The organism is Litorisediminivivens sp. KMU-197 (genome assembly GCF_056858395.1).
Map to the genome: position 1 here is coordinate 273,244 of NZ_JBXEQG010000003.1, position 13,281 is coordinate 286,524.

17 protein-coding genes are annotated in these 13,281 nt (G+C 64.6%); 15 read left to right on the forward strand and 2 right to left on the reverse strand.

Translation table 11 applies throughout. From position 1 onward, the window contains the following. The first annotated feature begins 175 nt into the window (after positions 1–175). The 9 genes from AC04PT_RS09185 (at position 176) to rplQ (ending at position 6,622) form a co-directional block, all read left to right on the forward strand. A complete protein-coding gene (locus AC04PT_RS09185; protein WP_482873349.1) occupies positions 176–394 on the forward strand; it encodes a DUF1127 domain-containing protein in 219 nt (72 codons plus the stop codon). 260 nt (positions 395–654) lie between these two features. Beyond that, positions 655–876, forward strand: a complete 222-nt coding sequence (locus AC04PT_RS09190) for a DUF1127 domain-containing protein (RefSeq protein WP_482873350.1) — start codon at positions 655–657, stop codon at positions 874–876. A 350-nt stretch (positions 877–1,226) separates the two neighbouring features. After that, entirely contained in the window at positions 1,227–1,697 is a 471-nt protein-coding gene (gene rplO / locus AC04PT_RS09195) for a 50S ribosomal protein L15 (RefSeq protein WP_482873351.1), read from the forward strand. Between the two features lie 119 nt (positions 1,698–1,816). Continuing rightward, positions 1,817–3,178 (forward strand): preprotein translocase subunit SecY, encoded by a 1,362-nt coding sequence (gene secY, locus AC04PT_RS09200; protein ID WP_482873352.1) that lies wholly within the window; start codon positions 1,817–1,819, stop codon positions 3,176–3,178. 8 nt (positions 3,179–3,186) lie between these two features. After that, positions 3,187–3,828: an adenylate kinase gene (locus tag AC04PT_RS09205; protein ID WP_482873353.1), complete on the forward strand. Its 642-nt coding sequence runs from the start codon at positions 3,187–3,189 to the stop codon at positions 3,826–3,828. Positions 3,829–4,117: 289 nt separating this feature from the next. After that, positions 4,118–4,486, forward strand: coding sequence for a 30S ribosomal protein S13 (rpsM, locus tag AC04PT_RS09210; RefSeq protein WP_482873354.1), 369 nt, complete (start codon positions 4,118–4,120; stop codon positions 4,484–4,486). 15 nt (positions 4,487–4,501) lie between these two features. Then, positions 4,502–4,894 (forward strand): 30S ribosomal protein S11, encoded by a 393-nt coding sequence (gene rpsK / locus AC04PT_RS09215; RefSeq protein WP_482873355.1) that lies wholly within the window; start codon positions 4,502–4,504, stop codon positions 4,892–4,894. A 112-nt stretch (positions 4,895–5,006) separates the two neighbouring features. After that, positions 5,007–6,023: a DNA-directed RNA polymerase subunit alpha gene (locus AC04PT_RS09220; RefSeq protein WP_482873356.1), complete on the forward strand. Its 1,017-nt coding sequence runs from the start codon at positions 5,007–5,009 to the stop codon at positions 6,021–6,023. 179 nt (positions 6,024–6,202) lie between these two features. Beyond that, entirely contained in the window at positions 6,203–6,622 is a 420-nt protein-coding gene (gene rplQ / locus AC04PT_RS09225; RefSeq protein WP_482873357.1) for a 50S ribosomal protein L17, read from the forward strand. A gap of 88 nt (positions 6,623–6,710) precedes the next feature. Here rplQ and AC04PT_RS09230 read toward each other — a convergent pair whose 3' ends face one another. Together AC04PT_RS09230 and AC04PT_RS09235 are read right to left on the reverse strand one after the other, a co-directional pair. Beyond that, complete coding sequence (locus tag AC04PT_RS09230) at positions 6,711–7,166, reverse strand: host attachment family protein (protein ID WP_482873358.1); 456 nt, start codon at positions 7,164–7,166, stop codon at positions 6,711–6,713. 1 nt (position 7,167) lies between these two features. Further along, positions 7,168–7,371, reverse strand: coding sequence for a hypothetical protein (locus AC04PT_RS09235; protein WP_482873359.1), 204 nt, complete (start codon positions 7,369–7,371; stop codon positions 7,168–7,170). A 126-nt stretch (positions 7,372–7,497) separates the two neighbouring features. Here AC04PT_RS09235 and AC04PT_RS09240 point away from each other — a divergent pair, with 126 nt between their 5' ends. The 6 genes from AC04PT_RS09240 to AC04PT_RS09265 all read left to right on the forward strand — a co-directional run bounded on the left by AC04PT_RS09240 (position 7,498) and on the right by AC04PT_RS09265 (position 13,114). Continuing rightward, positions 7,498–8,880, forward strand: a complete 1,383-nt coding sequence (locus AC04PT_RS09240) for a trypsin-like peptidase domain-containing protein (protein ID WP_482873360.1) — start codon at positions 7,498–7,500, stop codon at positions 8,878–8,880. Positions 8,881–8,884: 4 nt separating this feature from the next. Continuing rightward, positions 8,885–10,195, forward strand: a complete 1,311-nt coding sequence (locus AC04PT_RS09245; protein ID WP_482873361.1) for a replication-associated recombination protein A — start codon at positions 8,885–8,887, stop codon at positions 10,193–10,195. Positions 10,196–10,315: 120 nt separating this feature from the next. Beyond that, positions 10,316–10,693, forward strand: coding sequence for a fluoride efflux transporter CrcB (gene crcB, locus AC04PT_RS09250; RefSeq protein ID WP_482873362.1), 378 nt, complete (start codon positions 10,316–10,318; stop codon positions 10,691–10,693). Next, a complete protein-coding gene (locus AC04PT_RS09255) occupies positions 10,690–11,736 on the forward strand; it encodes an RluA family pseudouridine synthase (protein ID WP_482873363.1) in 1,047 nt (348 codons plus the stop codon). Before crcB ends, AC04PT_RS09255 begins: the two co-directional genes overlap by 4 nt. Beyond that, positions 11,733–12,404: an HAD-IA family hydrolase gene (locus tag AC04PT_RS09260; RefSeq protein ID WP_482873364.1), complete on the forward strand. Its 672-nt coding sequence runs from the start codon at positions 11,733–11,735 to the stop codon at positions 12,402–12,404. The genes AC04PT_RS09255 and AC04PT_RS09260 overlap by 4 nt, the downstream gene beginning before the upstream one ends. Then, positions 12,401–13,114: an ATP12 family chaperone protein gene (locus AC04PT_RS09265; protein ID WP_482873365.1), complete on the forward strand. Its 714-nt coding sequence runs from the start codon at positions 12,401–12,403 to the stop codon at positions 13,112–13,114. The genes AC04PT_RS09260 and AC04PT_RS09265 overlap by 4 nt, the downstream gene beginning before the upstream one ends. Positions 13,115–13,281: the final 167 nt, after the last annotated feature.

Genomic DNA, 13,281 nt, shown 5'->3' on the forward strand with positions numbered 1-13,281 from the left:
GGCGCGCAGCCGCACTCATCACCCCGTCGCAGGCATCACGCCAAGGGATTGCACCGGACGCATGGCGGCTTGCCGCTTTTGCCAATTGTCGCGGACCGCACCCGACCACAGATCATGCTGCGACGCAGAAACACGCACGGGGAATACGCCCCGGACATCGAAAGGACGCCTGACAATGGCATACGCACACACCACCCAGACCGCCGGCTTCAACTTGGCCGAACGTTTCAACGCCTTCGCCGCGAACTGGAAACTGAACCGCGCGCGCCGCGCCGTGTTCAACACCACCTTTAACGAACTGAACGGCCTGTCGGACCGCGAATTGGCCGACATCGGCCTCGGACGCAGCGAAATCCGTCAGGTTGCACAGGAGCACGCCGAAAAGTCGGTGTAAGCTACAACGAACATCCGGGTGCCCCGGCACCCCGCAAACGCGGGCCGTCACTTCGGTCCGCGTTTTGCGTTTCATCCACAACAGGACTCTGCCTCAACTCCCTGATCCGACGAGAAATCTCTTTATGCTGCATTGCAGAAAACGCATGGCAGGTCGACCGAACTGTGCGTTGTTAGCGCCACCATACAGGTCTAGATAAGGGTCACGGAGGAAATGAGACCTCCCGGGGAATACGCCCCGCACACCGAAAGGACTTAAACATGGCTTATGCTCTGTCCAACACGACCCCCGCCGCCCACGGTATCCTGGGCAAACTGAACGAGATCGCCGCCGCATGGCAGGAAGCCCGCGACCGCCGCGCCGTTTTCACCCGGACTTACAACGAGCTCAGCGCTCTGTCCGATCGTGACCTGGCCGACATCGGCGTCGCCCGCCGCGACATCTCGGACATCGCACGTCAGGAAGCCGCGAAAGCGCTCTGACCACGGAATTTCACAGCCGCGTCCATTGACCGCTGTTCCACGCGGGCCGCTCCCTCGGCCCGCGTTTCATATTCCAGCCCCCGGAGAGGGACATGACCACCCTGCTGCTCATCGCGCTGATCCGCGCCCGCCGTAAACACGACGGCACCTGGGCCAGTTTCCTGCGCCTGACCTTCCGGAGAGGCTAGGCCGCTCGGCAAGGCGGGGCAGGGCGCAACGCAGGTCTTGCGTGACGTTCTCTCCCCCGCTATACGCCCCCGGTGGCCTCACGGGCCGCGACTCAAATCAACCAAGAAACGCCGTGGTCTGCCTGTTTCGCTTCGGGGCAGCATCCGGCAAGGAGAAGCGACATGAAACTGCACGAACTGCGCGACAACGAAGGCGCCACCAAGAAACGCAAACGCGTTGGCCGCGGCCCCGGCTCCGGCATGGGCAAGACCGCCGGTCGCGGTATCAAAGGTCAGAAATCCCGTTCGGGTGTGGCCATCAACGGCTACGAAGGCGGCCAGATGCCGATCTATCAGCGTCTGCCCAAGCGCGGCTTCAACAAGCCGAACCGCAAACAGTACGCCGTCATCAACCTCGGCCTGATCCAGAAATTCATCGAAGCCGGCAAGCTCGACGCCGGCAAGATCGACGAAGAGACCCTCGTGGCCTCGGGTGTCATCCGCCGCAAGCTGGATGGTGTCCGCGTGCTGGCCAAGGGCGAACTGACCTCGAAAGCCACCATCTCGGTCACCGGCGCATCGAAGTCGGCCATCGAAGCGGTCGAGAAGGCCGGCGGCTCTCTGACGGTCACGGCAGCGAAAGCGGCCGAATAAGCGGCTAGAACCGGGTTGTGAGCGGCGGCATCGCCGCTTACATAGCTTTAAGTTTTCCAAACGCCGCCCGCCGGAAAACGGCCAGGGGCGGCGTTTTCATAGAGCGAGATTAACGAGCCATGGTATCAGCAGTAGAGCAGATGGCGGCCAACACCAGCTGGGCGGCGCTCGGCAAGGCCACCGACCTGCGCAACCGCATCCTCTTCACCCTCGGGCTTCTGATCGTCTACCGTCTGGGCACCTTCATCCCGGTCCCCGGCATCGACGGCGCCGCGCTGCGCGAATTCATGGAGCAGGCCGGTCAGGGTATCGGCGGCATGGTTTCGATGTTCACCGGCGGCGCGCTGGGCCGCATGGGCATCTTCGCTCTGGGCATCATGCCCTACATTTCGGCCTCGATCATCGTCCAGCTTCTGGCCTCCATGGTGCCGGCGCTGGAGCAGCTCAAGAAAGAGGGCGAACAGGGCCGCAAGAAGATCAACCAGTGGACGCGCTACGGCACCGTGGTGCTGGCCACCTTCCAGGCCTACGGGCTGGCCGTCTCGCTCGAAGCGGGCGACCTCGTGACCGATCCGGGCTGGTACTTCCGCGCCGCCACCGTGATCACGCTGGTCGGCGGCACCATGTTCCTGATGTGGCTGGGCGAGCAGATCACCGCCCGCGGCATCGGCAACGGCATCTCGCTCATCATCTTCGTCGGCATCATCGCCGAGGTTCCGGCAGCCCTGGCGCAGTTCTTCGCCTCCGGCCGCTCGGGCGCGATCTCGCCCGCCGTGATCGTGGGCGTCATGCTCATGGTGGTCGCGGTGATCATGTTCGTGGTCTTCATGGAACGATCCCTGCGCAAGATCACCATCCAGTATCCGCGTCGCCAGCAGGGCATGAAGATCTCCGAGGCGCAGCAGTCCCACCTGCCGGTCAAGGTCAACCCGGCCGGCGTGATCCCGGCGATCTTCGCCTCCTCGCTGCTTCTGCTGCCCACCACCATCGCCACCTTCTCGGGCAACCAGACCAGCCCGATCATGTCGACGATCCTCGCCTACTTCGGCCCCGGGCAGCCGCTCTACCTGCTGTTCTTCGCGCTGATGATCGTGTTCTTCGCGTATTTCTATACCTTCAACGTGTCGTTCAAACCCGATGACGTGGCCGACAACCTGAAGAACCAGAACGGCTTCGTCCCCGGCATCCGCCCCGGCAAGAAGACCGCCGAATACCTTGAATACGTGGTCAACCGCGTGCTGGTTCTGGGCTCGGCCTACCTTGCCGCGGTCTGCCTGCTTCCGGAAATCCTGCGCGGTCAGTTCGCGATTCCCTTCTACTTCGGCGGCACCTCAGTCCTGATCGTCGTGTCGGTGACCATGGACACCATCCAACAGGCGCAGTCGCATCTTCTGGCGCACCAGTACGAAGGTCTCATCCAGAAATCGCAACTGCGTGGTAAAGGTAAGGCCCGCAAGAAACGCAGCCCCGTCCGGAGGTAACCCCCAACATGAATATCATCCTTCTCGGGCCCCCGGGGGCCGGCAAAGGCACGCAAGCCCGCAAGCTGGTAGACGAGCGCGACATGATCCAGCTCTCGACCGGCGACATGCTTCGCGACGCCAAGGAAAGCGGCACCGAGATGGGCAAGCGCGTCGCCGACGTCATGGCACGTGGCGAGCTTGTGACCGACGAGATCGTGATCGGGCTGATCGAGGAAAAGCTGGAAAGCGGCCCCGACGCCGGTTTCATCTTCGACGGCTTCCCCCGGACTCTGGCGCAGGCCGACGCGCTGGACGCGCTGCTGGCCAAGCACGGCAAGAGCCTCGGCGCGGTGATCGAGATGCGGGTGGACGACGAGGCGCTGGTTGCCCGGATCACGGCGCGTTCGACCTGCGGCAACTGCGGCGAAGTCTACAACGACGATACCAAGCCCTGGCCCGCGGACGGCAAATGCGCCAACTGTGGCTCGACCGACCAGAAGCGCCGCGCCGACGATAACGAGGACGCGCTGCGCACCCGGCTGATGGCCTACTACAAGCAGACCTCGCCGCTGATCGGCTACTATTACGCCAAGGGCAAGCTGCGCCCGATCAACGGCATGGGTACGCCCGACGATGTCCGCCGCGAGATCGAGATCCAACTGGGGTGATACAGACCGTAAGCCGGGCTTCAGCCCGGCACCCCGGACGCCGGGCTGAAGCCCGGCCTACGGTCTCGCGAAACCGCCCGTGAAACCGCCGAGGCACAAACCGCTTGACAGGGGGTTGACCCTGCCGCGCAGGTCCAATAGTCAGCCCTATCTCGCGATCAGCGAGCGATTCCCGGACGGGAACCGACCACCTCGAATTCAGCCGCGGCCCGGGCGCAGATTGCCTCGGGCTAACGTTGTGAAAAAAGGTTCCGGCACTACGGAACCGCAACGAAAAGGAAAGTGACACTTGGCACGTATCGCCGGCGTTAACATCCCGACCCACAAGCGGGTCCCGATCGCCCTGACCTACATCACCGGAATTGGCCACACCTCGGCCAAGGAAATCTGCGACGCCGTGAACATCGACGTCTCGCGTCGCGTGAACGAACTGTCCGACGCGGAAGTCCTGGCCGTTCGCGAATACATCGACGCCAACCTGACCGTCGAAGGCGACCTGCGTCGTGAAACGCAGATGAACATCAAGCGCCTGATGGATCTTGGCTGCTATCGTGGCCTGCGTCACCGCCGCAACCTCCCGGTCCGCGGTCAGCGGACCCACACCAATGCGCGCACGCGCAAAGGCCCGGCGAAACCCATCGCTGGCAAGAAGAAGTAAGGGAGGCTTACGCAAATGGCACGTGATACCCGTCGTGGGGCCAAGAAGAAGGTCTCCAAGAACATCGCAACCGGCGTTGCGCATGTGAATTCGTCGTTCAACAACACCAAGATCCTGATCTCGGATGTGCAGGGCAACGCGATCGCATGGTCGTCGGCCGGCACCATGGGCTTCAAGGGCTCGCGGAAATCGACCCCCTATGCCGCTCAGATGGCTGCGGAAGACGCAGGCAAGAAGGCACAGGAGCACGGCATGAAGACGCTGGAAGTCGAAGTTCAGGGCCCCGGTTCGGGCCGTGAATCGGCGCTCCGCGCGCTGGCCGCCGTCGGCTTCAACATCACCTCGATCCGTGATGTGACCCCGATCGCGCACAACGGCTGCCGCCCGCCGAAACGCCGCCGGGTCTGATCCGAATTTATCAAGTTTGGGGCCTTGCATACTGCAGGGCCCCATTCCGTCATTTTAACCTCGGGCGCTTTTGCCTTTCGGACATGGGGCAATCGCAGGAATGGAGGGACGCATGATCCACAAGAATTGGGCCGAGCTGATCAAGCCGACACAGTTGGAGGTCCGCCCCGGCAACGACCCCACACGCCAGGCCACCGCCGTGGCCGAGCCTCTGGAACGCGGCTTCGGTCTCACCCTCGGCAACGCGCTGCGGCGCGTGCTGATGTCGTCGCTGCAGGGCGCCGCCATCACCTCCGTCCAGATCGACAACGTGCTGCACGAATTCTCGTCCGTGGCCGGTGTCCGTGAAGACGTGACGGATATCGTTCTGAACCTCAAGGGCGTCGCGCTGCGCATGGAAGTCGAAGGGCCCAAGCGCCTGTCGATCAATGCCAAGGGCCCGGGCGTCGTCACCGCCGGCGACATCTCGGACAGCGCCGGTATCGAGGTGCTGAACAAGGAACATGTCATCTGCCACCTCGACGAGGGCGCGGACGTCTACATGGAACTGACGGTCAACACCGGCAAGGGTTATGTCTCGGCTGACAAGAACAAGCCCGAGGACGCCCCCATCGGCCTGATCCCGATCGACGCGATCTATTCGCCGGTCAAGCGCGTGTCGTATGACGTGCAGCCGACCCGTGAAGGCCAGGTGCTTGACTACGACAAGCTGACGCTGAAGATCGACACCGACGGCTCGGTCACGCCCGAGGACGCCGTGGCCTACGCCGCGCGGATCCTGCAGGACCAGCTGTCGATCTTCGTCAACTTCGACGAACCCGAAAGCGCCTCGCGTCAGGACGACGACGACGGTCTCGAGTTCAACCCGCTTCTGCTCAAGAAGGTGGACGAACTGGAACTGTCGGTGCGTTCGGCGAACTGCCTGAAGAACGACAACATCGTCTATATCGGCGACCTGATCCAGAAGACCGAAGCCGAGATGCTGCGCACCCCGAACTTCGGCCGCAAGTCGCTGAACGAGATCAAGGAAGTGCTGTCCGGAATGGGCCTGCACCTCGGCATGGATGTTGAGGATTGGCCGCCCGACAACATCGAAGATCTCGCCAAGAAATTCGAGGACGCGTTCTAAGCACGTCCCCGATCGGGTGCGCGCCCTTGGTGCGCACCCCCTTTTGTACAAAACACCCCCCTGTTTTGTACAAATTGTACAAAACTCGACCGGGCATTCGCCCCAAGGAGAGCCGGTGACACGCATCGCCGGCCGGACAAAGCAAAACCGCCCGTAGAGGGCAAAGAAGGAACAGACACATGCGTCACGCAAAAGGTTATCGCCGCCTCAACCGCACCCACGAGCACCGCAAGGCACTCTGGGCAAACATGGCCGGCTCGCTCATCGAACACGAGCAGATCAAGACCACCCTGCCCAAAGCCAAAGAGCTCAAGCGGGTGATGGACAAGCTGATCACCCTCGGCAAACGCGGGGATCTTCACGCCCGTCGCCAAGCCGCGTCGCAGCTCAAGGAAGACAAGGACGTCGCCAAGCTGTTCGAGATCCTCGGCCCCCGCTACGCCGACCGTCAGGGCGGCTACACCCGTGTTCTCAAAGCAGGATTCCGCTACGGTGACATGGCACCGATGGCGATCATCGAACTGGTTGACCGCGATGTCGACGCCAAGGGCGCAGCCGACAAGGCGCGCGTGGCCGAGATGGAAGCATCCGAAGAATAAAAAGACTGACCTCGTACGAGGGACAGGAAAGGGCCAGCCATCGCGGCTGGCCCTTTTTCGTTGGGTAGGGCTGGAAGGGAATGGCGCCTTAACGCGCGTCGAGTTCCTTCTTCACCAGCTTCTCGATCTCGTTCACCGGGTGGTTCGCCAGGTTCTTGTCGATTTCGGCAACTACCTTGTCGGCAACCTCTTGGTGCAGTTCAGAGCGGATATCGCCCAGGACGGACGGCGCCGCGACCAGGATCAGCCGGTCGAATTCGCCCTTATGTGCCTGTTTATAAAGCTTTTCCGCAAGGTCCGCTGCAAAACGTTCCTTCGCCAGCTCATGCCAATCGGTGTCGTCCATCGCCGAGCGCTGCTGCACCCCTGTGTCCTGCATCCGGCCCGGTCGGTTGGCAGATTGCTCCTGGTCCGAGGGATTTTCCTGTTCGTCCTTATCGGTGACCTCGAGGTTGGGGTTCTCATGGTCCGTCAGGTTGCGGAGAAACAGGGCCTTTTCGCTGTCGGCCACCACCACGAGGGTGTCGTTTTTCATCCGTGCCATATCAGGTATCTCCGTTTTCGCGCTTGTCGCGGCCTTCCACGCGGGTAGCGCCGGGGCCGTGCTCGGCCTGCTTCAGCAGGTCACGGGTGCCGACCTTGCGCTCGAGGTTGCCATCAGCGCGTCCCTGCTGGCTGGGGGTGTCTGCGTCGTCGATGAACTTCTCGGTCTCGCGTTCGCCGTCCTGCGATCTCTTGCGGTCTGCCATGGCAACCTCCTGACTTGGGAATTATCACTGTCAGGCAAACGCGCGGATCGCCCCCGCGGTTCCGGTCTCGGCTTGATAAGAGCGCGCGCGGGGGGCATATCAGGCGCAAGCTTCCGGAGGGGTATCATGCGGTTGATTGCGGCAATTCTGACGGTCCTGATGGTGCAGCCCCTGTGGGCCGAGACACGCGTGCCGCAGAGCCGGTCCGAGATCTCGCTGAGCTTTGCGCCCCTCGTGCGCGAAGCCGCTCCGGCGGTGGTCAATATCTACGCCAGCCGTGTGGTCGAGACCCGCCGCCGCAGCCCCTTCGCCGACGATCCCTTTTTCCGCGAATTCTTTCGTGATTTCGGGACGATACGACCGCGGGTTCAGAATTCTCTGGGCTCGGGCGTGATCCTGTCGGACGACGGCATCGTGGTGTCGAACTATCACGTGGTCGGGCAGGCCACCGACATCCGCGTGGTGCTGAACGACCGCCGCGAATTCGGCGCGCGTGTGCTTTTGGCCGACGAACAAAGCGACCTTGCGATCCTGCGGCTGGAAGGCGCCAGCGACATGCCGCACCTGCCGCTTCGCGACAGCGACACCGTCGAGGTGGGCGAACTGGTGCTGGCCATCGGCAACCCCTTCGGTGTCGGACAGACCGTGTCTTCGGGGATCGTGTCGGGGCTGGCGCGGTCCGGCATGGCGACCGGCAACATGCGCGGGTATTTCATCCAGACCGACGCGCCGATCAACCCCGGCAACTCGGGCGGGGCGCTGATCGACGTTGAGGGCCGGCTGATCGGCATCAACACCTCGATCCTGACGCGATCGGGCGGCTCGAACGGCATCGGCTTCGCCATTCCCGCGTCGCTGGTTGAACAATTCGTCGATCAGGCCCGCGACGGCGAGGTGCGGTTCCGCCGTCCCTGGGCTGGCATCACCGGTCAGGCGGTGGACGCCGACATCTCGGATTCGCTTGGACTGGCAGTGCCGGGTGGCGTGGTAATCTCGGAATTGCGGCCGGGCAGCCCCTTTGCGGCGGCCGGCCTGCGGGTGGGCGACGTGGTGCTCTATGTCGATGGCCAGCCGGTCAACACGCCGGCCGAGATGGCCTTTCGCATGGCGGTGCGCGGCATCGGGGCGGCGGCGCGGGTGACCTATGTCCGCGGCGGTGACGAGCTTGAGGTCGAGGTGGCGATGATCGCCCCGCCCGACATTCCCCCGCGGGAAGAGGTCCGGCTGGGCCGCCGCGAGGTTCTGCACGGGCTGGTTCTGGCGCGGGCCAATCCAGCGTTGCGCGATGAACTGGGTCTGCCCGACGGACCGGAGGGTGTCATGGTGGTCGAACCGGGAGAGCTGGGCACGCGGCTAGGGTTGCAGCCCGGCGACATCGTGCTGTCGGTGGGGCGGGTGCGCATCGACCGGCCGTCCGATGTCGGCGCGGTGCTGCGCCGGGCTTCGGGCCGCATCGGCATCGAGGTGCTGCGCGGCAACCGGCGCATCGCCCTCAGATTCCGGGTCTGAGCGGGTGGCGGACCTTTTCGACAACGCCCCCGACGCTCTGCCCGATACCGCCCCCCGTCCGCTGGCCGACCGGCTGCGGCCCAAGGCGCTGGACGAGGTGATCGGGCAGGAACAGGTGATGGGGCCGGAAGCGCCACTGGGCGTGATGCTGTCGTCGGGCGCTTTGTCGTCGCTGGTGTTCTGGGGGCCGCCGGGGGTGGGCAAGACCACCATCGCGCGGCTGCTGGCGGACGTTACCGACCTGCATTTCGTGCAGATCAGCGCGATCTTCACCGGCGTGGCCGAGTTGCGCAAGGTGTTTGAGCAGGCCAAGCACCGGCGGGCGAACGGGCAGGGGACGCTGCTTTTCGTCGACGAGATCCACCGTTTCAACAAGGCGCAGCAGGACGGGTTCCTGCCGCATATGGAGGACGGCACGATCCTTCTGGTGGGGGCGACCACCGAGAACCCGTCGTTTGAACTGAACGCCGCTTTGCTGAGCCGGGCACAGGTGCTGGTGCTGACGCGGCTGGAGTTGAGCGACCTCGAGCGGCTGGCACAGCGCGCCGAGCGAGAGATGGACCGCGCCTTGCCGCTGGACGGCCCGGCACGCGAGGCGCTGCTCGAGATGGCCGACGGCGACGGGCGGGCGCTGCTGAACCTGATTGAGCAGATCATGGCCTGGGACGTTGCCGACCAGCTCGACCCCAAGGCGCTGTCGCAGCGGCTGATGCGGCGGGCGGCGCAGTATGACAAGTCGGGCGACGCGCATTACAACTTGATCTCGGCCTTGCACAAATCGGTGCGCGGCTCGGACCCGGACGCGGCGCTCTATTGGTATGCGCGGATGCTGGAGGGCGGCGAGGACCCCCGCTACCTTGCCCGGCGGATCACCCGCATGGCGGTCGAAGACATCGGTCTGGCCGACCCGCAGGCGCAGGCGGTCTGCCTTCAGGCATGGGAAACATTCGAGCGGCTGGGCAGCCCCGAGGGTGAGTTGGCGATCGCGCAGGCGCTGACCTATATCGCACTGGCACCGAAATCGAACGCGGTCTACGTCGCCTACAAGGCGGCGCGGAACGAGGCCAAGCGCACCGGATCGGAGCCGCCGCCCAAGCATATCCTGAACGCCCCGACCAGGCTGATGAAGGAACAGGGGTATGGCGACGGCTATGCCTATGACCACGACGCCGAGGACGGGTTTTCGGGGCAGAACTACTTTCCTGACGGGATGACGCGGCCAGTTATGTACCTGCCGGTGGAGCGCGGGTTCGAGCGGGAGTTGAAGAAGCGGGTGGATTATTTCGCTAAGTTGCGGTCGAAGCGCGAGGGGTAGCGAGCCCCTCGCCGGATGACGTAGGCCGGGCTTCAGCCCGGCGTGGCGATTGCCGGGCTGAAGCCCGGCCTACGGTGTGCGCGCCTTGACAACCCGCCGGCACCGCGCGACAGACGCGGCATGACAGCAACCCTTCTTCAAGTCGCATTCGGCGGCGCCATCGGCGCGACAGCGCGGTACCTGACCGGCATCGCGGCGGTGCGACTGATCGGGCACGGCTTTCCCTGGGGCACGCTGATCGTGAACGTCGCGGGCTCTTTCCTGATGGGGGCGCTGGTGGTGGTGCTGGCGCATTACCACGCGACGCGGTTTGCGCCGCTTTTGATGACCGGGGTGCTGGGCGGGTTCACCACCTTCTCGGCTTTTTCATTGGACACGGTGGCGCTGTTCGAGCGCGGGCAGGTGACGACGGCGGCGCTTTATGTCGTGGGCTCGGTCCTTATGGCAATCGTGGCGCTGTTTGCCGGGATGATGACAGCGCGGGGGTATTTCGCATGAGCGGCGTGCAGAAGCAGATCGTGGCCGAGGGCGACGGCGGGCAGCGGATCGACCGCTGGCTCAGGCGGATGTTCCCGCACCTGAGCCAGGGGCGGATCGAGAAGATGTGCCGCAAGGGCGACCTGCGGGTCGACGGCGCGCGGGTGAAAAGCGCGACCCGGATCGAGGCCGGGCAAGAGGTGCGCATACCGCCGATTCCCGACGAGGAACTGTCGAAGCCAGCGCCGAAGGCCACCGACATTTCGCAGGCCGACGCCAGGATGATCCGGGATGCCGTGATCTGGAAGGACGATCACATCATCGCGCTGAACAAGCCGCCGGGCCTGCCGACGCAGGGCGGCAGCAAGCAGACCAAACACGTGGACGGATTGGCCGAGGCACTGAAGTTCGGCTATGACGAAAAGCCCCGGCTGGTGCATCGGCTCGACAAGGACACCTCGGGCGTGCTGCTGCTGGCGCGGACACAGGCCATGGCGCGGGCGCTGACCGCCGCGATCCGCCACCGCGAGACGCGCAAGATCTACTGGGCCGTGGTGGCCGGCGTGCCGACGCCCTACCTTGGCGAGATCAAGTACGGGCTGGTGAAGGCCGCCGGTCACGGCCGCCACGGCGAGGGTGAGAAGATGCGCGCGGTGCACCCCCGCGAGGTCGAGGCCACGCCGGGTGCCAAGCGCGCGATCACGCAATATGCGACGCTCTACCGGGTGGCCAGCCGCGCGGCGTGGGTGGCGATGGAGCCGATCACCGGGCGAACGCACCAGTTGCGGGCGCACATGGCCGAGATCGGGCATCCGATCATCGGCGACGGCAAGTACGGCGGCTCGGGTCAAGAGAATCTGGGCGATGGCTGGGGCGCCAAGTTGGGCGGGATCATCTCGTCCAAGCTGCACCTGCACGCCCGGACGATGACCTTCGAGCACCCCGAAACCCGCAAGCAGGTCAGCATCACCGCGCCGCTGCCCGCGCATATGTCCGAGACGTTCGAGACGCTGGGATGGACCGAGGATCTGGCCGCGGACGACCCCTTCGAGGCGCTGCAATGAGGCCGTTGCGGCTGGCGATCTTCGACGTGGATGGCACGCTGGTCGACAGCCAGGCCGATATCGTCGCGGCGATGCACGCCAGTTTCGATGCGGTCGGGCGTACCGCGCCACCCCGGTCCGAAGTCCTGTCGATCGTCGGCCTCTCGCTCGATCTGGCGATAGCGAAATTGGCGCCGGACGCATCGCGAGACACGCTGGGCATCATGATGAGCGCCTACAAGGACGCCTACATCAGCCGTCAGAAACCCGGGGTCGCGGCGCCGCTGTTTCCCGGCGTTCTGGAGATGCTGGCCGAGCTTGAGAAACGCGACGGCTGGCTTCTGGGCATCGCGACCGGCAAATCCCGGCGCGGGCTGACGGCCCTGTTGCAGGCGCATGGACTCGAGCGGACCTTCATCACCGAGCAGGTGGCGGATTATCACCCGTCGAAGCCGCATCCGGCGATGCTTCACGCCGCGGTGGGCGAGGCCGGGGTCAATGCAACGGATGCGGTCATGATAGGCGACACCACCTTCGACATGGACATGGCGCGGGCCGCAGGGGTCTTCGGCATCGGCGTGAGCTGGGGGTATCACCCGCGCGAGGAACTGACGGCGGCCGGCGTGATCCTCGATGACATCGCGGAATTGCCGGCGCTACTGGACGACAGATGGGGGCACCGGGCATGAGCGAGTGGAAAGCCAAGCGGTTCTGGAAACAGGCGACGGTGCAAGAGACGGCCGGCGGTTTCGGCGTCGCTCTGGACGGTCGTCCCGTCAAGACCCCGGCAAAGGCGCCGCTGGTGATGCCGACCCGCGCCATGGCCGATGCGGTGGCCGAGGAATGGAACGCGGTGGACGAACATATTGACCCCACCAGGATGCCCTTCACCCGCACCGCAAATGCCGCCATCGACAAGGTCGCGGTACAGCAGGCCGAGGTGGCCGACATGATCGCCGATTACGGCGGCACCGACCTGCTGTGCTATCGCGCGGGTGTGCCTGAAGCGCTGCGCGACCGCCATGACGCGGGCTGGGACCCGCTGCTGGACTGGGCGGAAAGCACCTATGGCGCGCGGCTGGCGGTGACCAGCGGCGTGATGCACCTGGCTCAGGACGACGCGGCGCTGAAGCCGTTGCGCGACGTGGTCCACCAGTGCAATCCGTTCGAACTGGCCGCGCTGCACGATCTGGTGTCGCTGTCGGGGTCGCTGGTGATCGGTCTGGCGGTGACCCGGGGGCACCAAACGGACGAGGCATTGTGGCGCTTGTCGCGTATCGACGAGACCTGGCAGGAAGAGCAATGGGGCGCGGATGAAGAGGCCGCCGAGCAGGCCGCGATCAAGCGCGCGGCCTTTCTGCACGCGGCGCGTGTCTGGCGCCTGTGCCACGCGCGTTGACCTTTCGTCATGCGCCGTGTTGTCGGTTCGGCGACGGTGAATTTACCCCGCAAGGCTTGACCTTCGCGCCAAATTATTCACACACTCAGCCCTGTCAGGGGGCCTCGGCCCTCTTGGACACCGAATCCGGCCCAGGGCCGGCGAGACCGTTTGCGTAAAACGGCTGA

What these genes read in the sequence shown, in the direction of transcription:
- AC04PT_RS09185 (WP_482873349.1), top strand. Translation starts at nt 176, where the DNA reads ATGGCATACGCACACACCACCCAGACCGCCGGCTTCAACTTGGCCGAA.
- AC04PT_RS09190 (WP_482873350.1), top strand. Translation starts at nt 655, where the DNA reads ATGGCTTATGCTCTGTCCAACACGACCCCCGCCGCCCACGGTATCCTG.
- rplO (WP_482873351.1), top strand. Translation starts at nt 1,227, where the DNA reads ATGAAACTGCACGAACTGCGCGACAACGAAGGCGCCACCAAGAAACGC.
- secY (WP_482873352.1), top strand. Translation starts at nt 1,817, where the DNA reads ATGGTATCAGCAGTAGAGCAGATGGCGGCCAACACCAGCTGGGCGGCG.
- AC04PT_RS09205 (WP_482873353.1), top strand. Translation starts at nt 3,187, where the DNA reads ATGAATATCATCCTTCTCGGGCCCCCGGGGGCCGGCAAAGGCACGCAA.
- rpsK (WP_482873355.1), top strand. Translation starts at nt 4,502, where the DNA reads ATGGCACGTGATACCCGTCGTGGGGCCAAGAAGAAGGTCTCCAAGAAC.
- AC04PT_RS09220 (WP_482873356.1), top strand. Translation starts at nt 5,007, where the DNA reads ATGATCCACAAGAATTGGGCCGAGCTGATCAAGCCGACACAGTTGGAG.
- rplQ (WP_482873357.1), top strand. Translation starts at nt 6,203, where the DNA reads ATGCGTCACGCAAAAGGTTATCGCCGCCTCAACCGCACCCACGAGCAC.
- AC04PT_RS09230 (WP_482873358.1), bottom strand. Translation starts at nt 7,166, where the DNA reads ATGGCACGGATGAAAAACGACACCCTCGTGGTGGTGGCCGACAGCGAA.
- AC04PT_RS09235 (WP_482873359.1), bottom strand. Translation starts at nt 7,371, where the DNA reads ATGGCAGACCGCAAGAGATCGCAGGACGGCGAACGCGAGACCGAGAAG.
- AC04PT_RS09240 (WP_482873360.1), top strand. Translation starts at nt 7,498, where the DNA reads ATGCGGTTGATTGCGGCAATTCTGACGGTCCTGATGGTGCAGCCCCTG.
- crcB (WP_482873362.1), top strand. Translation starts at nt 10,316, where the DNA reads ATGACAGCAACCCTTCTTCAAGTCGCATTCGGCGGCGCCATCGGCGCG.
- AC04PT_RS09255 (WP_482873363.1), top strand. Translation starts at nt 10,690, where the DNA reads ATGAGCGGCGTGCAGAAGCAGATCGTGGCCGAGGGCGACGGCGGGCAG.
- AC04PT_RS09260 (WP_482873364.1), top strand. Translation starts at nt 11,733, where the DNA reads ATGAGGCCGTTGCGGCTGGCGATCTTCGACGTGGATGGCACGCTGGTC.
- AC04PT_RS09265 (WP_482873365.1), top strand. Translation starts at nt 12,401, where the DNA reads ATGAGCGAGTGGAAAGCCAAGCGGTTCTGGAAACAGGCGACGGTGCAA.